Origin of the sequence: Candidatus Epulonipiscium viviparus (assembly GCF_000171335.1) — a bacterium.
Lineage (GTDB): Bacteria > Bacillota > Clostridia > Lachnospirales > Cellulosilyticaceae > Epulonipiscioides > Epulonipiscioides viviparus.
The window spans coordinates 1-25,525 of record NZ_ABEQ01000044.3; the positions used below are offsets into that span (position 1 = coordinate 1).

Sequence of the window (25,525 nt, forward strand, 5' to 3'; positions counted from 1 at the left end):
TGTGGTACATCGCCGAAGCCGAACCCGATGCTTTCATCTACTATGGCTTTAACCAGACTCTTTCCAAAGCTGAATACGAGCAACATATAGCAAATGACACCATCCTAGACGTTTTAAACAAAGTTAATGTTACCGCCGGTGATTGCTTTTTCATAGAGGCAGGCACTGTCCACGCAATCGGCGCCGGATGTCTTATAGCTGAAGTCCAGCAATCATCCAATGTCACCTACCGCGTATATGATTTCGCTAGACGTGGGGCCGACGGCAAGCTTCGAGAGCTCCATGTTGCCAAAGCTGTTGAAGTTTCCACCCTCGCACCCGCTGTCAATGTAGCAAAAAATTCCGACCTTCTTGTTGATTGCCAATATTTTGCTGTGCGCGACATTAAGTGTACCGACCTGGCTACGTTCACTGCCAATGAGACGAGTTTCCACTCTCTTCTAGTTCTCGAGGGATCTGGATCAATCGATTCTACAACAGAAACGCTCAACTTCACAAAAGGGGATAGCATCTTCGTTGCCGCCGGTACCGGAAAATATAATCTACAGGGAGATTTCCATGCTCTTCTAACATATATTTCGTAGACATCGATCACTACCATCGATCTACCTTTACCCACTATTTCAGACGCGATTTCATTCGCTATTTCAGAAGAGGCTTCTCTCGCTATTGCAGATGAAGCTTCTTTCGCTATTGCCGATGTGGCTTCTCTCGCTGTTGCAGATGCGGCTGTCGATGTGGCTTCTCTCGCTGTGGCAGATGCGGCTGTCGATGTGGTTTCACTAGCTGTGGCAGATGCGGCTATCGATGAGGTTTCACTAGCTGTTGCCGATGCGGCTGCCGATGTGGCTTCTCTCGCTGTTGCCGATACGGCTATCGATGTGGCTTCTCTCGCTGTTGCCGATGCGGCTGTCGATGTGACTTCACTAGCTGTTGCCGATGAAGTTTCCGATGAGGCTTCACTAGCTGTTGCCGATGCGGCTGTCGATGTGGCTTCACTAGCTGTGGCAGATGAAGTTTCCGATGAGGCTTCACTAGCTGTTGCAGATGAAGTTTCCGATGTGGCTTCTCTCGCTGTTGCCTATGCGGCTGTCGATGTGGCTTCTCTCGCTGTTGCCGATGCGGCTGTCAATGTGACTTCACTAGCTGTTGCCGATGCGGCTGTCAATGTGACTTCACTAGCTGTTGCAGATGAAGTTTCCGATGAGGCTTCACTAGCTGTGGCAGATGCGGTTGCCGATGAAGTTTCACTAGCTGTTGCCGATGCGGCTGTCGATGTGGCTTCACTAGCTGTTGCAGATGCGGCTGTCGATGTGATTTCACTAGCTGGTGCAGATGAAGTTTCCGATGAGGCTTCACTAGCTGTGGCAGATGCAGCTATCGATGAGGTTTCACTAGCTGTTGCCGATGAGGTTTCCGATGAGGTTTCACTAGCTGTTGCCGATGCGGCTGTCGATGTGATTTCACTAGCTGGTGCAGATGAAGTTTCCGATGAGGCTTCGTTAGCTGTGGCAGATGAAGTTTCCGATGAAGCTTCACTAGCTGGTGCCGATGCGGCTGTCGATGTGGCTTCACTAGCTGTGGCAGATGCGGCTATCGATGAGGTTTCACTAGCTGTGGCAGATGCGGCTGTCGATGTGACTTCTCTCGCTGTTGCCGATGAAGTTTCCGATGAGACTTCACTAGCTGTGGCAGATGAAGTTTCCGATGAGGCTTCACTAGCTGTGGCAGATGCAGCTATCGATGAGGTTTCACTAGCTGTGGCAGATGAAGTTTCCGATTAGGTTTCACTAGCTGTGGCAGATGAAGTTTCCGATGAGGCTTCGTTAGCTGTAGCAGATGCGGCTGTCGATGAAGTTTCACTAGCTGTGGCAGATGAAGTTTCCGATGAGGTTTCACTATCTGGTGCAGATGCGGCTGTCGATGAAGTTTCATTAGCTGGTGCAGATGAAGTTTCCGATGAGGCTTCACTAGCTGTGGCAGATGCGGTTGCCGATGAAGCTTCACTAGCTGTTGCCGATGCGGCTGTCGATGCGGCTTCACTAGCTGTTGCAGATGAGATTACGGATGAGGCTTCACTAGCTGTTGCAGATGCGGCTGTCGATGTGACTTCTCTCGCTGTTGCCGATGCGGCTGTCGATGAGGTTTCACTAGCTGTGGCAGATGAGATTACGGATGAGGCTTCACTAGCTGTTGCCGATGCGGCTGTCGATGTGGCTTCACTAGCTGTGGCAGATGAAGTTTCCGATGAGGCTTCACTAGCTGTTGCCGATGAGGTTTCCGATGTGGTTTCACTAGCTGTGGCAGATGCGGCTGTCGATGAGGTTTCGTTAGCTGTTGCCGATGCGGCTGTCGATGTGGCTTCACTAGCTGGTGCCGATGAAGTTTCCGATGAGGCTTCACTAGCTGTAGCAGATGCGGCTATCGATGAGGCTTCACTAGCTGTGGCAGATGCGGCTGTCGATGTGGCTTCACTAGCTGTGGCAGATGAAGTTTCCGATGAGGCTTCACTAGCTGTTGCCGATGAGGTTTCCGATGTGGTTTCACTAGCTGTGGCAGATGCGGCTGTCGATGAGGTTTCGTTAGCTGTTGCCGATGCGGCTGTCGATGTGGCTTCACTAGCTGGTGCCGATGAAGTTTCCGATGAGGCTTCACTAGCTGTAGCAGATGCGGCTATCGATGAGGCTTCACTAGCTGTGGCAGATGCGGCTGTCGATGAGGCTTCGTTAGCTGTAGCAGATGAAGTTTCCGATGAGGCTTCGTTAGCTGTTGCAGATGAGGTTTCCGATGAAGCTTCGTTAGCTGTGGCAGATGCGGCTGTCGATGAGGCTTCACTAGCTGTTGCCGATGCGGCTGTCGATGTGGTTTCACTAGCTGTTGCCGATGAAGTTTCCGATGAGGTTTCACTAGCTGGTGCCGATGAAGTTTCCGATGAGGTTTCACTAGCTGTGGCAGATGAAGTTTCCGATGAGGCTTCGTTAGCTGTGGCAGATGAAGTTTCCGATGAGGCTTCACTAGCTGTGGCAGATGAAGTTTCCGATGAGGCTTCACTAGCTGTGGCAGATGAAGTTTCCGATGAGGTTTCACTAGCTGTGGCAGATGAAGTTTCCGATGAGGCTTCGTTAGCTGTGGCAGATGCAGCTGTCGATGAGGTTTCACTAGCTGTTGCCGATGCGGCTGTCGATGTGGCTTCTCTCGCTGTTGCCGATGAAGTTTCCGATGAGGCTTCACTAGCTGTGGCCGATGAAGTTTCCGATGAGGTTTCACTAGCTGTTGCCGATGCGGCTGTCGATGTGGCTTCTCTCGCTGTTGCCGATGAAGTTTCCGATGAGGCTTCACTAGCTGTTGCCGATGAGGTTTCCGATGAAGCTTCACTAGCTGTGGCAGATGAAGTTTCCGATGAAGCTTCACTAGCTGTTGCAGATGAAGTTTCCGATGAGGCTTCACTAGCTGGTGCCGATGAAGTTTCCGATGAGGTTTCACTAGCTGTGACAGATGAAGTTTCCGATGAGGCTTCGTTAGCTGTTGCAGATGCGGCTGTCGATGTGGTTTCACTAGCTGTTGCCGATGAGGTTTCCGATGAGATTTCGTTAGCTGTTGCCGATGAGGTTTCCGATGTGGTTTCACTAGCTGTGGCAGATGCAGCTATCGATGAGGTTTCACTAGCTGTGGCAGATGAAGTTTCCGATGAGGCTTCGTTAGCTGTTGCCGACGAGGTTTCCGATGTGGTTTCACTAGCTGTGGCAGATGAGGTTGCCGATGAGATTTCGTTAGCTGTAGCAGATGCGGCTATCGAGGTGATTTCACTAGCTGGTGCAGATGCGGCTATCGATGAGGTTTCACTAGCTGTGGCAGATGCGGTTGCCGATGTGGTTTCACTAGCTGTGGCAGATGCGGCTATCGATGAGGTTTCACTAGCTGTTGCCGATGCGGCTGTCGATGTGGTTTCGTTAGCTGTGGCAGATGAGGTTTCCGATGAAGCTTCACTAGCTGTTGCCGATGAAGTTTCCGATGAGGCTTCGTTAGCTGTTGCAGATAATAAAAAAACTGCATCCTGATTTTTGACTTCAGAATGCAGTTTCGTTTATACTGCCGGTACTACTTCCGGTATAGCTCTTGCTGTTTGAGATCGTATCTCTTTAATTACTACTACTGCTGTGATTAGCGCTGTTAGCCCGTCTGCTATAGGTTGCGAAAACCAAATTCCTGTTAGTCCAAATATTCTTGGCATTATCAACATGAGTGGTATTAGCAAAATTACTTGTCTGAGTAGACCTAGTATCATCGCCGATTTCGCTTTGCCTATTGCTTGGATATATTGTGACCCCAACATCGCAGGTCCCATCAATGGCATCATTATTGTATATTTTCTTAAGCCCTCTACTGTCATCGCAACAAGTTCTGGGTTATTTCCAGAGAATGGACTTACCAATGTTTCTGGAATAATTTGCATTATTGCTACTACGACAAGTAAGAAGACAAATGTAAAACCTGCGCTTATTTTTAATGTTAAGGTTGCGCGGTCGTATTGTTTTGCCCCGAAGTTAAATCCAATAATCGGCTGAGTTCCTTGGGCAACTCCAATAATCGGCGTTACCATCATTAATACTATCGAGTTTATTGTAGCGAAAGCACCAATTGCCATGTCTCCGCCATAAGTTCCTAACGCATTGTTACAAATAATTTGAACCCCACTCATGGCCACCTGCATAGCAAATGGCGCAGACCCAATCGCTAACATCGGAAATACATATTTTCTAGCAAGCTTTAAACCAGACTTGTGAAATGATAAATTAGATTTTCCAGCAAAATAATATCCTAGTGACCATGCCGCTGTTACAGCTTGTGAAATTATCGTTGCCCATGCCGCACCTGCTATACCCATTCCAAATCCAAAAATGAAAAGAGCATCTAGAATTATATTGAGGAAGCATCCTGTGGCCATAATTATTGCAGATAACTTTGGATTTCCATCGCTTCTTATTAAGTTCGTCATAGATCCCGCTGTAATATTAAACACACTACCAATTAATATAACTTCAATATATTCTTTTGCAAACGGCAAGCTGTCTGGACTTGCACCAAACATTGAAAGAATAGGGTTTACAAATATTAAACCAATAACACTTATAGCTAAACCAGATAAAATACACAACGAAATTGCATTACCCAAAATCCCTTCGGCTTGATCTTTGTTATTTTCACCTAACTTTATCGAAATATTTGTTGCTGCACCGATACCTATTAACAAACCAAACGCCATTATAATGGTCATTATTGGTAAAGTTACTCCCAAACCACTAATCGCTAAATGCCCAACTCCCGGAATATTTCCTATAAACATTCGGTCTACCACGTTATATAGTCCATTTACCATCATYCCAATAATCGCAGGCAGTGAATACTTAAATATTAGTTTTCCAATTGACTCTGTCGCTAATAACTCTTGATGTTTTCCCATRAGATCCTCCTATTTTATTTTTATTCTATTTCATTTTTATTCTATTTCATTTTTATTCTATTTCATTTTTATTCTATTTCATTTGCGAATGATTACAAATTTTAGCTARCAAATTGATGAGTGTATCTTTTTCACTTACTGTTAAGGCATCATTAAACACATTGTCTAGGTCACGAAACGCATTTRTGATATTTTCATGCTCGGCAATAGCACGCTCCGTTACGTAGATTCCATATGTTCGTTTATCGTTAATACGCTTTTCGCGTCTGACATATCCTTTGTCCTCAAGTTTTTTTACCGCTCTTGCGGTAGTTGTTTTATCTATTACAAGTTTGTTAGAAAGTTCTTCTTGACTTATTCCTTCGTATTTAAAAATTTGTTCTAAAAATGTAAATTGACCACACCCAACGTCTTCTTCTGCCAATTTGCATTGCAAAAACCTTATACTTTTTCTGTAAATTTGAGATAAATATCTATTTATGCTTCTATCATCTTTCATAGAATTCCTCTCTTTTACTATTTTACTATTTTACTGCTTTACTATTTTGTTGTAATAATTGTAGCACAAATTAGTTGTATATGCAACTAATTTTCACCTTTTCGTAACATTTGTTATAAAATTAATTAAAATTAACCTTAATTTATTATTTTTGTTATTATATATAAATTAAATTTAAAAAAATACTTCTGTAAATTATATAAAACAACAAAAAGACTCACTATAGTTAACGAATTTTTTGTCTGCTATTTTTATCTACTATTTTTGTCTACTGTTGTAATTAAAAACATTTCTACTGTTCTATAAATATCTRTCATAAAATAAATTATAACCATATTTATAGCAAAGGAGAGAGATATTATGACAATACCCGGAATCTTTTTAATTGTATTCGCAATACATAATTTATTATTTTTTACAACAATCAATAAACTTATTAAATTTAATGGCTCAAAGAATACATTTTACACAATTGTAATAATACTCACAATTATCGCTGGTCCTGTCAGTACTGTATTTATTTCATATTCTATGATAGCTGTATACGCATTTATAATAGTAGTCTATAGCTTATTTATCATTATATTTTTTCAAGGAAATTTCTTCTTAAAGTTGGCCACTGCTTTATATATGCCTATTAACATTATGGCACTAGTAATGATTTTAAACGCATCTGCTGGCTTAATACTTGATACCAGTATATGGCACATTATGTCCACTAGCAGTTCACTATACTTAATACGCATCGCGGTTTGTTCGATACACTCCCTTTTTCTACTAACAATATCAAAACTAGTTCCCCAAAAATATTACAGAATTTATATAACTCACCCAACCCGACTTAAATTATTTTTATTTTTGGAAGTTTGTATTATTTTATGCCTAATTACTAACACCACATCTTATTCTGTGGATATATTTGTATTTAATCTTTTGGTTCAGCAACTTTTGCTAGGTGTTAGTTGGCTCATTCTATTTTATCTCTGTATTTTTATGATGATTGGCTTCGAAATAATGGAGCTAAATAAGGAGACTATGAAAAATAGTAAATTGATAGAGCGTATGTATAAGCATATTCTTTTAGACACGGTAGACAGTGCGATAGAGATCAATTGCGAAACAGGTCAAGTTACCAATTATATCCATCAAGGAGAAATTCAGCCCGAGTTTATTGGTACATCGTATGAAAACCTTTTTCAGGAACTTATCTCTAACTATGTACATGTCGAAGACAGAGAAAACAGCAATGCGATGGCGGCTATCGAATATATGATTCAGACTTTTGACAAGGGAATCAATAAATACGAATTCGAGTATCGATGGTCTCATACCAACAAAGATTTTGCCTGGTTTAATGCAAACGTACGAGTTGAATCTCAAAACAATATGTGCGCTATTATTACTATTAGCAATGTTCAAGAGGAAAAAATCAAACAGTTTAATGCCGAGCGTGACCAGCTTACGGGCTTATACAACAAGACTACCACCGAGGATCTGATAGATAAATTTTTACTACAAGATGCAGAACAGGTTGGTGGGTATTTATTTATGATTGACCTAGACAACTTTAAGAGCATCAACGATACCTTTGGCCATGCTGCTGGTGATAATGTATTAAGAGARGTKGCTCATAACATAAACTCTATTTTTAGAAAAGATGATATAAAGGGAAGAATTGGTGGGGATGAATTTCTGGTATTTATTCCMAACTCAAATGGTATTAATATCATAGAGAAAAGTAATGTCATCATAAATAAATTATCCAAAACTTACTCCAATGATAATGCTTCAGTATCTGTGTCTCCTAGTATCGGTATTGCAAAAGTAGATCATATCTTCAACAACTTTCAAGACCTCTATACTGCCGCTGACAGCGCCATGTATAAATCAAAAACTCGAGGCAAATGTACCTTTACAGTTTACACTCACAACTTTCCTTCTCTATAACAAAATTGTACTGCACTTAAATTACTCAGTAAGCACAGTACAATCAACTCTCTATTCCCAAATTTCTACCAAAGTATTTTTATAGCTTGTTAAATTCTTATCAACATCAGGCTCATCAGGCTGTGCTAGTATATGTTCTAACACTGTTGCAGCCTCTCTAAATGCTCCGTCTGTCGCTAAATCTGGATTTGTGGTATACAAACTCTCTGTSGCCTCTTCCACAATAGGTGCAACCAAGCTTCCTGAATTAATATATGATTCACTTTCCATCGCGGAAGCTCTAACTGGAAGATATCCCGTTGCAATACCCCATTTTAYCTGTGAGTCTGTACTAGTCAAAAATTTTAGATACTCAAATGCCGCCAATCTTTGTTCTCGAGAAGATGAATTAAACATAAATATATCGGTCCCTTGTTGCATTACCGCATCTGCTGGATAYGGTGCCACACCTACTTCAAACTTATCTCCTACACTCTTTTCTATAAAAGATTCTCCAGCGTTAGATCCCGTATACATCCCAATCARCTCRTTTCCAAATGGTCCCGACAAAAATATATCTGTTCCTGCTATTCTAAAATACCCGTCTTGTATACCGTCTAAATAATAATCCACTGCAGCGACAGATTCCGGACCCGTAACATCAAGTTCTGGGTCTAKTTCCAACCCTTCATTATATAAATATGTTGTATAATAATTACTCAATGAGTCAAATCCTGCGCCTATAATACCTGTTTCATCATATATCGTTTTGGCTGTTTGCGCTAGCTCCTCATAAGTTGTAGGCGGAGTTAGGTTTAGCTCATCAAAGAGTGTCTTATTGTACCATAAAACTTCTGTGGATTTATTAAATGGAATCGAATAAATTTTGCCATTGATTTCTGTGCCATCTCGAAATCCTTTTATAATGTCTTCGTAGTGATCATATCCCACAATCGGGTCCTCAATATAAGGWGTTAAGTCTACAAGCAAATTATCTATTATCGCATTTTCCATCCAATTTGGATATGCTTGCGTTAATGTCGGCAATTGCTTTGGGCTAGACATATTTAGAGTGAGCTTTTGCTGCAAGTCTTTGTAACTAGATTGATTTTGCAGTGTTACCGTAATTTCAGGATTTTCGATCATAAATTGATCAGTTAGCTCTGTTAACATCTCTTGTTGCTCACCTGCCATTGCGTGCCAAAATACAAATTTAACTGGTTCTGTAAGCTCTGTAAGAATARTTTCTGRCTCCACAACTACTGGAGATTCATYACTACCACATCCAGCTAATACTACTGCGGCAAATCCTGCTAGTACAAAAAATTTTTTACAATTCATAATATCAGTCCCTTTCATTTATATTACTTGCCCCTTAAATGGAAGCATTCTATCACCATTTTTATTTAACAATCTCTCWGGATGATATGAATGGATAGGAATCAGCAACTTGGGTTTAATTTTATCAATGATCCACATTAAGTCTTTTGGGTACGCATGTCCGCTAGATCCCATCAATTCAAACGCTATCCCTTTTACTGCAAAGCTTTCGACAAATGGAGCATATGCTGGATCAAACTCTCCTAAAGGCATCGCATTAGAGTGAATATATATTCCGCCACTCTTAAGTTTTTTCACATCCTCTTTATTTGTTAATTGCCAAAAGTATTTTCCTTTATCTGACAACAATATGTCATAGCTTATGCGTTTGTTAGCATCTAATCCATAGTTCTTATCGTCACAACTATAATATAGTGATTCAAATCCTGTRGCATCTTTTAAAATATATGAATAATATGCATCTAATACAACTGTCCGAGGATTTTTTTCTATGATTTTCATAATTCGTTCAATGTTTGTAATATAATAATTAAATGTTATCTGTTTTGTAGGATTTGCTTTTATCAACGCATCAATCGCCTCAACTAATTCTACTTCGCTCATAGCACCTACCGGAACTTCATCTACTTCTTGAAAAGATATACTCACTCCCTCTATTAGAAGTAGATCACACCCTTTACTTTTCTCGCAAAACTTAATCGTCTCTTCTGCACGGTAGCCATGTAATCGAATGTCTCCTGTATATGAAATTGTTAGATCCGGCGTTTCTATATACAACCCGCTTGCACCGTAGGCATCATGGTCTACTGGCATCACTTTTACCCTTATTTTACCAACCTCTATTACTGCATTATCTGATACTCCAACGACTTCTCGTACGTTTTTTTCATGTGCCCCATGCAGCGGAAACAAAAAATCGTCGTTGATATTAAGCGTCTCTAGCAACGATTTGGTTCCATATAATGTATATAGCGGCACTGCTGGATCCAAATAATTAATAATTTTAGAATGATCCAGATGAACATGTGACAAAAATACTGCTTTATGTTCGAAAGTATTTTCTGTATGCCGATCTATTGGTATCCCAGGATCGAATATATTTAGGTACGGCACCAGCTTCGCATCCAATAGCCCCTGCAGATCCCTTGGCTGAATCTCTGCCCCAGGATCATATTCGCTACCAAAATCAAAAAATATTTGACTATCCTTATACGCAACTTCTATTATAGTGCCTCCAATAGTACCTATGCCATTATGAAATGTAACTCTAGTTTGCTTATCCTTTAACTCCACTTTTTACAACTCCTCTTATAATTTGCTTTCGAAACATTACATAAATGATCATTATTGGAATAACCGATATTGCCGAGGCCGCCATTTGCAGCTGAACATCGCTTCCACTTTCCGTCGCAAATGCCGTTAGCCCATTACTCAATAATCTCATATCAGTATCATTGGTTACTAAAATCGGCCACAAAAACGAATTCCATCCACTTATAAAACTTAATATACTCATAGTAAATAATGCCGGCTTAGCAAGAGGAATTAAAATTCGTGCTATAAACTCAAGGTCAGTGCACCCATCTACTTTTGCTGCCTTATAATATGAAATTGGTATACTAGATAAATATTCTTTCAAGTARAATGTATAAAAAATACTTGCAAGCGAAGGGACAATCAATGCTTGATAACTATTTAACCACCCCAGTTGCGCGATGGTTTGATAGTTTGTAAACACTGTTACTTCATAGGGTACCATCATCAATGCTGCCATCCCCATCAACAACACCTTTTTGCCCTGAAACTGTAACTTTACCAATGCAAACGCTGCCAATATGCAATTGATAACTGTTCCCAAAGTAGAGCAACTTGCGACAATTATGGTATTAGCAAAATATCTTGCAAAGGGTGCTTGCCTTAGCGCTTTTGCGTAGTTACCAAACTGAGGATCTGCTGGAATCAATGTAGGAGGAATGCTCGTTGCYTCTTGAAAAGTCATTAGGCTTGTTAAAATCATGTATACAAATGGAAACAATGTAATAATGGCCATAATAGTTACAAACATTTTTGATACAGCATCTCCCAAAATTYTATCTGCTGATTTTTTCATAATATACACCTACTTTGCTATTTTTCTCAATACAAAATTTTGAAACAGTGTAAATAAGAGTATCAACAAAAACAGGATAACYGCAGCTGCCATGCCTTCTCCATATTTATAATCCACATAAAACTTATCGAAGATGTAAAAYACTCCTGTCGTTGCGCTATCGGCTATTCCTGGCTTGCCATTAAATAACGCAAACACTTGAGCATACACCTTAAACGCATTGATAAAGTTTACCATCAGCAAAAATGTAATTATAGGAATCATTTGCGGAAGCGTTATTCGTACAAATTGTTCTCGCTTCGTTGCTCCCAACATATCTGCTACTTTATAATAGCTATCATCAATATTTCTCAACCCCGATAGCAAAATAATAATGTTAAACGCAAGCCCAGACCATATTCCAAATAGTACTAAGGTGGCTATACTCATATCCGGATCATTTAAAAAATTTATAGGCGAAATATTAAACCAACTTAATATATAATTTATAAATCCATAGTCTCCATTAAACAGATATCTAAATACTATACCTATTGCAATAGTACTGGTTAAATATGGCATAAAAAATATCGCTTCAAATATTGCTTTATGCTTAATTTTTTCGAAGATTGTCACTGCTATTGCCATAGAAATGATCATCCCACATGGCACAACTACAAAAGCATACACTGCAGTATTGATTATTGCCATATGAAATTTAGGATCTGTCAACACATCTTGAAAGTTTTTTATTCCTCCAAAAGTCATTGTATTCAACGTTTTTCCTGTCTGCATAGACATAACAAAGGTCTTTATTAAAGGAAGCAAATTGAATACACCAATAATTATTAACGATGGTAATAAAAATAACCATGCATGTGGTGAAGCTTCTGCTCTATATTTTTTCATACTACCCTCCGCGGCTGTCGATCTCTAGTATACTCTTGTTCCGTCCTCTTTAAATATATAAATCTTGTCATATTTAATATTTAGACCAACTCTATCGGTCTCTTGTATTCCATCATTTACATCTGTAATTGCTTTACAAAATTCATCGTTTACAGAAAAGTTGATAATACTATCCTTGCCTATCAACTCTACAGAAGTTATCTCAACCTCAAAAAGCGGCGTGTTACTTAATACAAAATACTCAGGACGAATTCCTACTACATACGTTCCTCCCATAATTGTTTTTCTAAATCGATCAGAYTCTAGCCTGTCCATTCCTATCGAAAAATCTTTGCCTATCAATATATTATCTACCAACTGCATAGTAAAAGTGTTAATGATAGGGTTGCCCATAAACTGAGCMACAAATAAATTTCTCGGCTCAAGGTATAAATTTGGCGGTACGTCGTGCTGCTGAACTACCCCTTGATCCATAATAACAATTTTGTCGCTAATTGATAATGCTTCTTCTTGATCGTGCGTCACAAACACAGTGGTGATTCCTATTTCCTTAATCAAMCKCCGAATTTCTTCACGAATTTTTAATCGCAGTCGCGCATCGAGATTGCTAAGCGGCTCATCTAATARCAATACTTTTGGTTGCTGAACGAGTGCTCGCGTGATAGCCACTCTTTGTTGCTGTCCTCCAGACATTTGCCCCGGCTTCTTTGATGCCAACTCCACTATATTTGTGACCGTCATAAACTTCCTTGCAATCTTTTCGGCCTCCTTTCTAGGCATCTTTCTGTGCCCCACTGTTAAAGGAAACATCACGTTTTCTAAAACTGTCATATGCGGATACAATGCATAATTTTGAAATACGAGTCCAATGTTTCTATCTTTGGGGTGCTTATTAATTACTGATTCATTGTCAAACTTAATGTCGCCGTCTGTGGGATCCAGCAGTCCTGCTACCAAATTTAAAATCGTGGTCTTTCCGCATCCACTAGGACCTAGTAAACACACTAGCTCTCCATCATCGATTTCTAAATTAATATTCTTTAAAGCTTCATAGCCACTATCTTCATAAACTTTTCTCAGTTTTGTAATACTAATCATCTTTCACCTCATAAACTTGAAATTATTTGGTAACGTTATCCAATATTAGTATTTAGCATTTAAGTAAAAATATACCTCTAAAAAATAAAAAAGCTCGCAAGGAGAGAATTGCGAACTTTTATTATTTTAAAATGGCAACACATTAATACCTTGCTTATCTCGTTCACGCTTTTCCTCTTGAATCATACGCTCCACCTGCTGCGAATTAATGGAACTATTTACAGTCTGTGTTTCACTTGCATATTGAGCTTCTATAGCCGCTGCTCCAAAATCTCGTAGACGTTCATAATCACCTTGCACTTCTTTATAAACATCCTCGCCAGATTTGAAATCAGCTTGTGTTACGTTACTCATTTCTACAACCTCTCCCGCTCCAGCTGACAACGAATTTAATTCCAAAGACACAACCGTATCCATATCATCTGAAATCGCTGTACTATTTTCAACAGCAGAAGTTCCGATATCGACTACATTGTTACTTGCCGATAATTCATCCCTTCCCATAGTGGCGGCTTCTGACAATGAATCAACGTTGATTACTTCATCAATCGTAATAGAGATTTCATTCCTGCTCTTTTTTATCGCATTTTCTCCAACTTCATTCATTGTGTCACTTACCGCAACGGCTTCATCAACATCATGGGCAACGATAGCACTAAACTCTTCTGCACTCGAACATGCGACCGCCTTATCCATTTGATGCGCTATTACTGCACTATGATTTTTCGTTTTATCTGAATACTTTGCATATACCGAACGCGTATTTTGGTGCATTCCCGAGTTTACAACATCCTCCGAAATAGCCTCGCTGTAGTCAGCGTCTGCGTTCATCTCTCTGACCTCGGGACTTTCTGTATATTCTGTCACTACAATATTCTCACCAGGAATAACGTCTCCCTCAAACTCATTGACGACAATCTTTTCCTCCAGAATGTTTTTCCCAAATTTAACGACCACTTCTTCGATCTCTTCTGTTGCAGCGTTCTCTTCTGTCGCATCTTTTATAATTTGTTCTCCCATATTCGTCACCACCTCCTCGATCTCATCATAATTGAACATACCATCAGACATCTGTCCCGTACTATTCGTCACTACAACATCGTCCATATTTTTAGTCACTGTAACATCCGCTGTCACGGCATCTCCCTCCGGATTAGTAAATAACATTCCTTCTGCCACCGTGTCGTTTGTATAATTAGTCACTACAACGCTTTCTGCCACAACATTTCCTTCATCATTGGCAATCAAATTATCTTCGGTAAACGTATTTTTCGTATAATCTATAACTTTAACATTTTCTGAAATCACGTCACCTTCATCGTTACTGATCACCACAACTTCTGTAATCACGCTTCCCTCATCATTAGTAATTACGAATTCCTCTTTAATGACATCGCCGGCAACATTAGTGACTACAACATCTTTAGTAAGGTTGTACCCCGTACTATAATCATCATCTACCCCTGCGGCCATATCATCTGCAACCCCGACCGTTGCCGTATCATCTACAACTTCAGCCATCATCATTTCTGACGCATCAACTTTGGCTACTGCCTGATCGGCTACTTCAACCATCGACATTTCTGACGCATCAACTTTGGCTGCCGCATAATCCATCATCGCTATTTCTGGTGCATCAACTTTGGCTACTGCCTGATCTGCTACTTCGACCATCGACATTTCTGACGCATCAACTTTGGCTACTGCCTGATCGGCCATCGACATTTCTGATGCATCTACTTTGGCTGCCGCATGATCGGCCATCACTATTTCTGGTGCATCAACTTTGGCTGCCGCATGATCGGCTTGATCGGCCATCATCATTTCTGACGCATCAACTTTGGCTGCCGCATGATCGGCCATCGCTATTTCTGACGCATCGACTTTGGCTGCCGCATGATCTACCATCGACATTTCTGATGCATCAACTTTGGCTGCCGCATGATCGGCCATCGACATTTCTGACGCATCAACTTTGGCTGCCGCATGATCTACCATCGACATTTCTGACGCATCGACTTCGGCTACTGCCTGATCTGCTACTTCGACCATCGACATTTCTGACGCATCTACTTTGGCTGCCGCATGATCGGCTTGATCGACCGTCATCATTTCTGACGCATCTACTTTAGCTGCCGCATGATCGTCCATCATCATTTCTGACGCATCGACTTTGGCTGTCGCATGATCAACCGTCGCTATTTCTGGTGCATCGGCTTTGGCTGCCGCATGATCTACCATCGACATTTCTGATGCATCGGCTTTGGCTGCCGCATGATCGGCCATCACCATTTCTGGTGCATCAACTTTGGCTACTGCCTGATCAGCTTGTTCGACCAATGCCATTTCTGATGCATCGACTTTGGCTACTGCCTGATCGGCTACTTCAACCATCATCATTTCTGACGCATCGACTTTGGCTACTGCCTGATCGGCAACTTCAACCATCACCATTTCTGACGCATCGACTTTGACTACTGCCTGATCGGCTACTTCGACCATCGACATTTCTGATGCATCGACTTTGGCTACTGCCTGATCGGCTACTTCGACCATCGACATTTCTGATGCATCTACTTTGGCTACTGCCTGATCTGAAACTTCGACCAATGCCATTTCTGATGCATCGACTTTGGCTACTGCCTGATCTGCTACTTCGACCAATGCCATTTCTGGTGCATCAACTTTGGCTGCCGCATGATCGGCCATCGACATTTCTGACGCATCAACTTTGGCTGCCGCATGATCAACCATCGCTATTTCTGGTGCATCAACTTTGGCTACTGCCTGATCTGCTACTTCGGCCATCACCATTTCTGACGCATCTACTTTGGCTGCCGCATGATCGTCCATCATCATTTCTGACGCATCAACTTTGGCTACTGCCTGATCGGCAACTTCAACCATCATCATTTCTGACGCATCAACTTTAGCTGCCGCATGATCGGCCATCGACATTTCTGATGCATCGACTTTGGCTGCCGCATGATCGGCTTGATCGGCCATCGACATTTCTGATGCATCAACTTTGGCTGCCGCATGATCTACCATCGACATTTCTGATGCATCAACTTTGGCTGCCGCATGATCAACCATCGCTATTTCTGGTGCATCGACTTTAGCTGCCGCATGATCCATCATCGCTATTTCTGGTGCATCGGCTTTGGCTGCCGCATGATCGGCTTGATCGACCTTCATCATTTCTGACGCATCAACTTTGGCTACTGCCTGATCTGATACTTCAACCATCGACATTTCTGATGCATCAACTTTGGCTGCCGCATGATCGGCCATCATCATTTCTGACGCATCTACTTTGGCTGCCGCATGATCTACCATCGACATATCTGCCGTATCTACTTTAGCTGCCGCATGATCGGCTATCATCATTTCTGACGCATCAACTTTGGCTGCCGCATGATCTACCATCGACATTTCTGACGCATCAACTTTGGCTGCCGCATGATCGGCCATCATCATTTCTGACGCATCGACTTTGGCTGACGCATGATCTACCATCGACATTTCTGACGCATCAACTTTGGCTGCCGCATGATCAACCGTCGCTATTTCTGGTGCATCAACTTTGGCTGCCGCATGATCGGCCATCGACATTTCTGATGCATCAACTTTGGCTGCCGCATGATCAACCATCGCTATTTCTGATGCATCGACTTTGGCTACTGCCTGATCTGATACTTCGACCATCGACATTTCTGATGCATCTACTTTGGCTGCCGCATGATCAACCATCGCTATTTCTGGTGCATCAACTTTGGCTACTGCCTGATCTGCTACTTCGACCAATGCCATTTCTGGTACATCGACTTTGGCTACTGCCTGATCTGATACTTCGACCATCGACATTTCTGACGCATCAACTTTGGCTGCCGCATGATCGGCCATCGACATTTCTGATGCATCGACTTTGGCTACTGCCTGATCTGATACTTCGACCATCGACATTTCTGACGCATCAACTTTGGCTGCCGCATGATCTACCATCGACATATCTGGTGCATCGACTTTGGCTGCCGCATGATCGGCCATCGACATTTCTGACGCATCAACTTTGGCTACTGCATGATCGGCCATCATCATTTCTGACGCATCAACTTTGGCTGCCGCATGATCGGCCATCATCATTTCTGACGCATCAACTTTGGCTGCCGCATGATCGGCCATCGACATTTCTGACGCATCAACTTTGGCTACTGCCTGATCGGCTACTTCGGCCATCATCATTTCTGACGCATCAACTTTGGCTGCCGCATGATCGGCCATCGACATTTCTGACGCATCTACTTTGGCTACTGCCTGATCTGCTACTTCGACCATCGACATTTCTGACGCATCTACTTTGGCTGCCGCATGATCGGCCATCGACATTTCTGATGCATCGACTTTGGCTGCCGCATGATCTACCATCGACATATCTGGTGCATCGGCTTTGGCTGCCGCATAATCCATCATCGATATTTCTGGCGCATCTTCAACCATTATAATATTTTCTGCGATAGTTTCATCGTAATCAATGAAGTTTTCTGCGCTGTGTTGAGTATGCGACTTGATTTCGTTTGTATCATCTGGCGCAAGATTGTTTATCGCATCTAAATCAAATGTTACATTTTCATCTTCATTTTCTTTGTTAGTATTCATGTCATTGATTTCGGGAATGTCTATCCCCGCAGCGGCGATTGCTGATCCCCCTAGTACTGCGGGGCCTCCAACGTCGCCGGCCTGACCTGCCAATGGTGCTAGCCCTGCTAAAATGTGTGGTATCGACATCAAATTTCCTCCTATTCTATGCATTATAAGGGGTCTATCTTCCCTTAGTATTTAATATAACCACATTTCAACAGCACGATCCCTAGTACATAATTCCTAATTTTGCTTGAATTTCCATGAATTGATGATTTAATTTATTATGAAGTTGTACAATTGCTCATAGTCGTTATCGTTTTTCATTTGTTTGCTCAACCTGAGAGCATTTTGCTTATAGCTCGAGGTGTTGTATAAATCTAGCAGTTTTTCCTTTAATATTGCTGTTGATAATTTATTTATCGAAACGCCTAGCGGGCCTACGCCGAGGTTGTATATCCAGCGATTCCATAGGGGTTGATCGACGGCGTGCGGAATTGCCATAGTTGCGCAGCCAGATTTGAGAGATGAATGAGTGGTACCGGCGCCGCCATGATGAATAGTTGCGTACATTCGTGGTAAAATATAATCATATGGAATGTTGTCGGTAAAGAAGATATTTTTTTCATCATGTTCTGCGGGCTTAACTAAACCTCCTCCGGCAGTGTTTATAATAGCAGGAATTTTGCATTCTTTGAGCGCATCTAAAACCATGGCGGTGGTGAGCTCTGGATCGATGTTAACCATGCTACCAAACGTAACTAATATTATTTTGGGATGGCGACTTAAAAACAATTCTAATCCATCTGGCATGCTCCAAGCGTGTACTTTATCCCTCTCCAAAAACCCAGCGATATTTATGTTATCACCCCATCCTTCTTGATAATCCATAAGTGCTTTTGAAACCGAGTATATTATTTTTACATCTTTGAGAGCTTTTGTGAGCCTCTTCGTCGAATACTCATTATCGAAGTATGCCTTAGAAGCCGTTTTTAGCGACATTCCCATAATATAATTAACTACATCATAGCTCCATTTATTGCATAATTTTCCCAAATTTTTATTAATTCCGATGCTTGCAAACCCTTCAATTGGATGCACAGCGCACGGTACGGGACACAGAAGTACGATATTTTTTCCAGTTTTTAAACTCCATGAAATAGGATAGATAACTTTTGGATGAAAGATAATACAGTCTGGATCGATGCTTTCTATTAGTTTATGTTGTATATCCAGCAAATTTTTTCGCATTGGAGTCGATGATTTGTATAACTTCAAGGTAGCTTTAAACTTTTTTGCTGAATTTTTGCCAGCGATCAAATAACGTCCTTCATCGCTATTAAGCAACTCTACAAACTCTGCTCCAAATGAATGAAACTCAAAATTTTCTTCTTCCGCTAAAGATCTGTATTGCTCAGGAAATACGCAAATCACTTCATCTCCTCTATTTTTTAATTGATTTGCAATTGCCAAAAACGGTTCGCAATCACCTCTAGTGCCTATTGACATAAGTAATACTTTCATTTAGAAACACTCCTTTAAAAATTTCAGACTTTCAATTTTGGCATAATCTGACCCCCACCAAATATAGTGCCCAGCACCAGTCATTACTTTGGCTTCTATATTAGATAGCGTTTGCTCTATATAGGTCAAATTATCTAATGACACAGTTGCATCCAAAGCCGAGTAAATTGCTAGGCACTGCGTTCTTATCGATGACCAATCCTCTTCTAAGGTGACTACCCTCTCAAACTCGCATATCATTTTTTCATACATCAAACTTTTTGGGGCCATAGATGTCATCATTGCAATCAATTCGGCTTTTGACTCCTTGTTATGAGCTACTGTTTTTGCCATAATTTTTAAATCTTTTCTCATCACTTCGGCACCAGCCTCAAATAATTCTGTCAGCAAAATTGTTGGGGCCACCCTAGCAAATACTACTAGCAGATATGATGTTAAATCTTTACATTTATTAAAACGTACAAGTTTTCCGATCCACGAATTTGCAGATTTTATGTTAACAGTACATTTTTTTGTTACTGCACTCCATAGCAATAAGCCTGTGGCACCATATTTTTTGGTATACGCTAATGCAGTTATCCCTCCCATAGATACTCCAAACACAGCAACTTGAGTAACACCAAGACCTTGCAAGACCTCATGATAGATATCTGCATGCATCATGTATGAATTAGGCAAATCAATCGCCGGTCGATCGATACATATAATACGGTATTCACTTTTGGTTAACCATCTAAAAGCAAAGACGGCATCTATGGCCTGAGTCGCACTAGTACAAAATARTATTGCGTTCGGAGCCGTACTGTTTAAATCTATATACGCAATATTACCTAGCGATGTTTTCATTTTGTATAAGTTCTTTATTTTATGTTTTCTCAATGCAGTAAATCTCAAATAATCCATCATAACAATTGCTATAACTACAGCAACTATAATTATAMTCARTATAATTCCATATATCATTTGCTTACCTCCATGTAAATTGAAAGCACCTCCGACAGTATCAGAAGTGCTCCTTGTTTAAAATATCAATAATCCCAACGAAATAATAACTCCAGAATATAATAATATAACTACGCAATATCCCATTATATCTTTTGCACCAAGCCCGGCTATCCCCAATGCAGGCAACGCCCAAAACGGCTGCAACATATTAGTCCACGCATCTCCCCAAGCAATAGACATCGCGGTTGTTGCCGCATCTACACCGAGTAAATTTCCGGCTGGCATCATGATTGGCGCCTGAACAGCCCATTGCCCCCCACCAGATGGAATAAAGAAGTTTAAGAGTCCTGCACTCCAAAATGATAGCGTAGGAAACGTAAATTTATTCGCTATATTTACAAACATATTGGTAATTAGACTCGCTAACGAAACACCGTCTATATTCGCTCCATTCATCATACCCATAATACCTGCATAGAATGGAAACTGCAACAATATTGGCCCTGCACTTTTTGTAGCATCCATTAGCGCATTTAAATATCTTCTGGGTGTCCTATGCAACAAAATTCCAGCAAACATAAATATYAAATTYACAATATTAAGGTTTAAACTGAATCCTCTTTCTATAAAGTATATTATGATATACGCAAATCCTAGAACCGATATAAGAATTGTAACTAGCATAGAATTTTCGAGTTTTTCTACCGGAGTCATATTTTTGCGATTTAGCTTTGCTGGAACTGGCGCATTGGCTAGTAAGGCTGGATCTATAACTATTACCTTATCTGGATCTGGATGCATTGCGGCATTTAAAAGAGGAATAGTGATCAATAAAAATATAACCATAAAAATATTCGTTGACGAAAAAATGGTATCRTKWGTTGTAATTCCTGATGCAGAGACCACCGATGCCGTTACTTTTACGAGACCTTCACCACCAGATGCAAGCGTTAAAGGAATCGAGCCAGACAAACNTGCGTGCCAAAATAAAAATCCCGAATAAGCGGCTGCGATCAGAAGTCTATAATCCACTTTCTTAACTTGCTTTGCTATTTCCTTTGCAAAAATGGCACCTATTACCAGCCCAAATCCCCAGTTTATTAGACAAGCAAGAGCTGAAACCACGGTTACTAAAATTATTGCAGTTGTAGGTTTTTTGGGAATTTTGGCCAAAACAACCAGTCCTTTATTGATTATTGGTGCATTTGCCAAAGCGGTTCCCAACACCAATACCAATGCCATTTGCATAGTAAATGCTAGCAAGCTCCAAAACCCATTACCCCAATGCATTGTCATCTCAATAGCAGTTTGTTTTGTAAAGACCATTCCCGATATAAATATTATGAATGTAAGCATTATGCAAAATAGAAATGGATCTGGTAAATATCTTTGTACTAAATTTACGCATCCGTTGGTAAACTTTTTGAACATATTAACCCCCCTATGTAAATTGCACCTTATACTAAATAAGGCACAATCATAAATTACATTTCTTTTAAATTTTTACTAATAATTAACGTCGCTTGTGTAGCTTCTTGAACTTGTTCTACAGTATAGTCTGGATTAATTTCGCTTAGCAACAATCCATCTGGCGTAACTTCTATGACACCCATCTCTGTAATAATTAAATTCACTTGTCCTTTAGCAGTCAAAGGGAGCGTACATTCTTTTAAAATTTTAGCTCGGCCTTTGTTTGTGTGTTCCATTGCAACAATAACTCGCTTTGCACCAACTACCAAATCCATAGCGCCACCCATTCCAGGCACCATTTTTCCAGGTATCATCCAATTTGCCAAATTTCCTTTTTCATCTACTTCTAGCGCACCCAAAACGGTTACGTCTACATGCCCACCTCGGATAATAGCAAAAGACATGGCACTGTCAAAAAATGCTCCTTCTTGATTGATGGTTACAGGTTTTCCACCTGCATTAACTATATATAGATCTTCTTCTCCTTCTGGAGGAGTGGGACCAATTCCTATAAATCCGTTTTCTGATTGAAAAGTTATGTCCTGATTAGGCTCCAAATAGTTAACTACCAATGTAGGTAAACCGATTCCCAAATTTACGACGTCACCATCTTTAAGTTCTTTTGCAACACGTTTAGCGATAAATTCTTTCATCTAGTTTGCACCTCCATCTATTACATAGTCTACAAAAATGTGTGGAGTCACTATACTTTCTGGTGTGAGCTCTCCTACTTCTACAATCTTATCTGCTTCTACGATAACGACATCTGCGGCCGTCGCCATAACAGGACCAAAATTTCTAGTTGAACCTCTATAATAGCAATTGCCTTTTTTATCAACAATGTGCGCACCGATCAATGCAACATCGGCTCTTAGAGGGAGCTCTAGCAAATAGCTTTGTCCATCGACTTCAATAATTTGTTTTCCTTCTTCTGCCACAGTGCCAAGCCCCGTTGGAGTTAAAAATCCTCCCAGACCAGCCCCACCGCTTCGGATTCGTTCTACAAGCGTTCCCTGCGGAATAAGATGAACTTCTGTTTCATTAGCATTAAGTTGTTTGGCAGTTTCTGGATTTAATCCAACATGAGAAGCTAGTATTTTTGAAAATCGCTTTTGGGTCACCATTTTGCCCACGCCATAATCAGCAAGAGCTGTATCGTTACAAATTAAAGTTAAATCTTTAACCCCCAGCTCTAACAACTTATCTATCACTTTATGCGGAGTTCCGCAGCCCATAAAACCATTAACCATTACAGTCATAGAATCTTTTACTAGATTTTTTAACTCATCAATTTCAATTATTTTCATCTATAGTTTCCTTTCACCAATATTCGTATCCTTAAGCATTTTTGAGAATTAAAGCAGTACCCATTCCGCCACCTATACATAGCGCCGCCAGCCCATATTCCGCTCCACGTTTCTTCATCTCATAAATTAAAGTAGTAGTAATTCTGGCCCCAGACGCACCAAGTGGGTGCCCTAAAGCAATTGCTCCGCCATTTACATTTGTTCTTTCGCTAAACCATTCATCATCTACATCTTCAAAATTCTGTTTTAAACCTGTTATAACACCTAACGCTTGAACAGCGAATGCTTCATTTAGCTCAATTAAATCCATATTTTTAAGCGTTAGATCACACTTTTCGAAAGCATTGACAACAGCAGGAACAGGCCCAAGCCCCATAACCTCTGGAGCAACTCCGCCCTGGCCAACTGCAACAATTTCTACTAACGGCTTGAGATTATATTCTTTTACTGCGGCCTCTGACGCTACTACAATAATAGCTGCACCATCATTGATGCCAGATGCATTGCCTGCAGTTACAGAGCCATCTTTTTTGAAGGCAGGTCTAAGCCCTGATAATGCTTCAATAGAAGTAGCTCGATTTGGATATTCATCTGTATCAAACACAAAACATCCCTTACGCACTGCGACTTCTACCGGTACAATTTCATYCTTAAATTTGCCAGTATCTATTGCCGAAATCGCACGCTTTTGAGACTCGATCGCAAAYGCATCTTGCTTAGCTCGATTAATGGTGTATTCATCGGCTATATTTTCTGCCGTGATTCCCATATGATAGTTGTTAAATACATCGGTCAATCCATCAGTGATTAGGATATCTTTYAGAGTTATATTACCCATTTTGTATCCCAATCGAGCTTGCGRATCAGTTACAAACGGGATTTGGCTCATCACTTCTACACCACCTGCAACAATCAAATTTGCCTCTTGTGCCTTAATAGAATTATAAGCAAGCATAACAGTTTTCATTCCGCTTCCACAAATCATATTGACTGCATATGCCGGAACTTCCGCCGGAATGCCTGCAGCAATTGAAGCCTGACGCGCCACGCCTTGCCCTTGCCCTGCCGATATAACATTTCCGAGAATAACTTCATCAATTTTTGCTTTATCGATATCTAGATTATTCAATGTTGCTTTTATAACTTGACCTGCAAGATCTCCTGCTGAAACAGTAGACAAACTGCCCAAAAATTTTCCGATTGCACTTCTCTTGGCTTCAACAATATAAACTTTTGACATAACTTCCTCCGACCATAATGTGTTTATGTTTTAACCAATTTATTATACTGAATTTATTTATTCTTGTAAAGTGTTATTTAATTTCACTTTGATCAATGCAGTAAATTTATTTTAACAGGTAAAATTCTATAAATAAAAAAGTCCATCGAAAGTAAAATTCGATGAACCCACAGTTTATTCTGCATTATTATTTTTTTTAATTTCAGCAATTTGTTCTTGTATTTCACACATTTTTTCAGCAGTCAAAGGATAAAACTTCATTCCTATTAAGGTGCAAATGAATCCTATAATTGGTAATCCAATAAATAAGAACACGCCCATATATTTTAGCGCATCTGTGTATACTGTATCTACTGTTGGAAATACGTCGGCAAATCCTATGGCAACCATTCCGAAGCCCACAATCGTTGTCGCTAACGACGAAACTAGCTTATCAATAAACGAAAATAGTGTTCCCATCATTCCTGGTATATATCTGCCGGTTCGAGCTGTTTCATAATCCGAACAATCGGCAATCATCGGAATTACAATCCCCGACGCAATGGCGGCAAATGATCCCATCAATATAAATACTACAATATATAAAATTGTAAATGTATTAATTTCTGTTACATTTAATATGGTCATAGGCCCCCATAAGATCAACGCACCTAACACTAAATATGCTATGATAGAAAGCCAAGTCGAAGCAATCAAAGCTTTTTTCTGTCCCAGCTTACGCGCATATTGGATTCCGATAAACACAATAATGATTTTGGGGATAGCGGTATAAGCGGCAACGTCTCCAGAAAGCCCAAAGTCTCCTGCTACTATGCCGTATATAATAACTGCAATCACCGCATTTCCAGCAACTGTAAGAGCTAACTTATCGCTAGCAGCAGCAACTATCAACATCTGTATTGCACGGTTGTGTTTGATTACATCTACATAATCTTTAAAACCAACTTTTGTTGTATTTCCTATTCCGAAAAATTCTTTTTTATCTTTCTTGGCGATACCGATTATCGCAAGCACGGTAAACACTCCCGAAAGCGCTACATAAGCTGGCACAAATTGAAAAAAGAAATCCAGTGAA

The 25,525-nt window shown here is 40.6% G+C and carries 19 protein-coding genes; 4 read left to right on the plus strand and 15 right to left on the minus strand.

Annotation, left to right across the window (positions count from 1 at the left end; genetic code table 11):
- The 3 genes from EPU_RS13930 to EPU_RS12770 form a co-directional block, all read left to right on the plus strand.
- Positions 1-584: class I mannose-6-phosphate isomerase (locus tag EPU_RS13930; protein WP_010168074.1), on the plus strand; the 584-nt coding region annotated here is incomplete at its 5' end.
- A gap of 117 nt (positions 585-701) precedes the next feature.
- Positions 702-1,784, plus strand: coding sequence for a hypothetical protein (locus tag EPU_RS07345; protein WP_010168075.1), 1,083 nt, complete (start codon positions 702-704; stop codon positions 1,782-1,784).
- Positions 1,785-1,796: 12 nt separating this feature from the next.
- Positions 1,797-4,058, plus strand: coding sequence for a hypothetical protein (locus EPU_RS12770; protein ID WP_010168076.1), 2,262 nt, complete (start codon positions 1,797-1,799; stop codon positions 4,056-4,058).
- Positions 4,059-4,084: 26 nt separating this feature from the next.
- Here EPU_RS12770 and EPU_RS07355 read toward each other — a convergent pair whose 3' ends face one another.
- Positions 4,085-5,461: an MATE family efflux transporter gene (locus tag EPU_RS07355; RefSeq protein ID WP_010168077.1), complete on the minus strand. Its 1,377-nt coding sequence runs from the start codon at positions 5,459-5,461 to the stop codon at positions 4,085-4,087.
- Between the two features lie 73 nt (positions 5,462-5,534).
- Positions 5,535-5,960, minus strand: a complete 426-nt coding sequence (locus EPU_RS07360) for a MarR family winged helix-turn-helix transcriptional regulator (protein ID WP_029488200.1) — start codon at positions 5,958-5,960, stop codon at positions 5,535-5,537.
- A gap of 360 nt (positions 5,961-6,320) precedes the next feature.
- On the opposite strand from EPU_RS07360, the gene EPU_RS12775 reads away from it, so the two are divergent.
- On the plus strand, positions 6,321-7,907 hold the full coding sequence (locus EPU_RS12775) for a GGDEF domain-containing protein (protein WP_052296483.1): 1,587 nt from the start codon (positions 6,321-6,323) through the stop codon (positions 7,905-7,907).
- 51 nt (positions 7,908-7,958) lie between these two features.
- Here EPU_RS12775 and EPU_RS07370 read toward each other — a convergent pair whose 3' ends face one another.
- The 13 genes from EPU_RS07370 to EPU_RS07430 all read right to left on the minus strand — a co-directional run.
- Positions 7,959-9,245: an extracellular solute-binding protein gene (locus EPU_RS07370; RefSeq protein ID WP_083792594.1), complete on the minus strand. Its 1,287-nt coding sequence runs from the start codon at positions 9,243-9,245 to the stop codon at positions 7,959-7,961.
- Entirely contained in the window at positions 9,246-10,520 is a 1,275-nt protein-coding gene (locus EPU_RS07375) for an MBL fold metallo-hydrolase (RefSeq protein ID WP_010168081.1), read from the minus strand.
- Entirely contained in the window at positions 10,504-11,337 is an 834-nt protein-coding gene (locus tag EPU_RS07380) for a carbohydrate ABC transporter permease (protein WP_029488202.1), read from the minus strand. The genes EPU_RS07375 and EPU_RS07380 overlap by 17 nt, the downstream gene beginning before the upstream one ends.
- A gap of 9 nt (positions 11,338-11,346) precedes the next feature.
- Positions 11,347-12,225, minus strand: coding sequence for a carbohydrate ABC transporter permease (locus tag EPU_RS07385; protein ID WP_010168083.1), 879 nt, complete (start codon positions 12,223-12,225; stop codon positions 11,347-11,349).
- Between the two features lie 24 nt (positions 12,226-12,249).
- Positions 12,250-13,323 (minus strand): ABC transporter ATP-binding protein, encoded by a 1,074-nt coding sequence (locus EPU_RS07390; RefSeq protein WP_029488203.1) that lies wholly within the window; start codon positions 13,321-13,323, stop codon positions 12,250-12,252.
- A 126-nt stretch (positions 13,324-13,449) separates the two neighbouring features.
- Positions 13,450-18,111, minus strand: a complete 4,662-nt coding sequence (locus EPU_RS11925; RefSeq protein ID WP_010168085.1) for a hypothetical protein — start codon at positions 18,109-18,111, stop codon at positions 13,450-13,452.
- A 129-nt stretch (positions 18,112-18,240) separates the two neighbouring features.
- Positions 18,241-19,488 carry a glycosyltransferase gene (locus EPU_RS07400; protein ID WP_010168086.1) on the minus strand — a complete coding sequence of 416 codons (1,248 nt, stop codon included), beginning with the start codon at positions 19,486-19,488 and terminating at the stop codon, positions 18,241-18,243.
- Positions 19,489-20,451 (minus strand): alpha/beta fold hydrolase, encoded by a 963-nt coding sequence (locus tag EPU_RS07405; RefSeq protein WP_029488204.1) that lies wholly within the window; start codon positions 20,449-20,451, stop codon positions 19,489-19,491.
- A gap of 57 nt (positions 20,452-20,508) precedes the next feature.
- Positions 20,509-21,864, minus strand: coding sequence for a short-chain fatty acid transporter (locus EPU_RS07410; protein WP_029488205.1), 1,356 nt, complete (start codon positions 21,862-21,864; stop codon positions 20,509-20,511).
- Between the two features lie 53 nt (positions 21,865-21,917).
- Positions 21,918-22,556 carry a 3-oxoacid CoA-transferase subunit B gene (locus EPU_RS13615; protein WP_010168089.1) on the minus strand — a complete coding sequence of 213 codons (639 nt, stop codon included), beginning with the start codon at positions 22,554-22,556 and terminating at the stop codon, positions 21,918-21,920.
- The gene (locus EPU_RS13620) at positions 22,557-23,210 is read right to left on the minus strand and encodes a 3-oxoacid CoA-transferase subunit A (RefSeq protein WP_010168090.1); all 654 of its coding nucleotides are present in this window, start codon (positions 23,208-23,210) and stop codon (positions 22,557-22,559) included.
- A 31-nt stretch (positions 23,211-23,241) separates the two neighbouring features.
- Positions 23,242-24,450, minus strand: a complete 1,209-nt coding sequence (locus tag EPU_RS07425; protein WP_029488206.1) for an acetyl-CoA C-acetyltransferase — start codon at positions 24,448-24,450, stop codon at positions 23,242-23,244.
- A 174-nt stretch (positions 24,451-24,624) separates the two neighbouring features.
- A partial coding sequence (locus EPU_RS07430) for an MFS transporter (protein WP_010168092.1) occupies positions 24,625-25,525 on the minus strand: 901 nt, incomplete at its 5' end.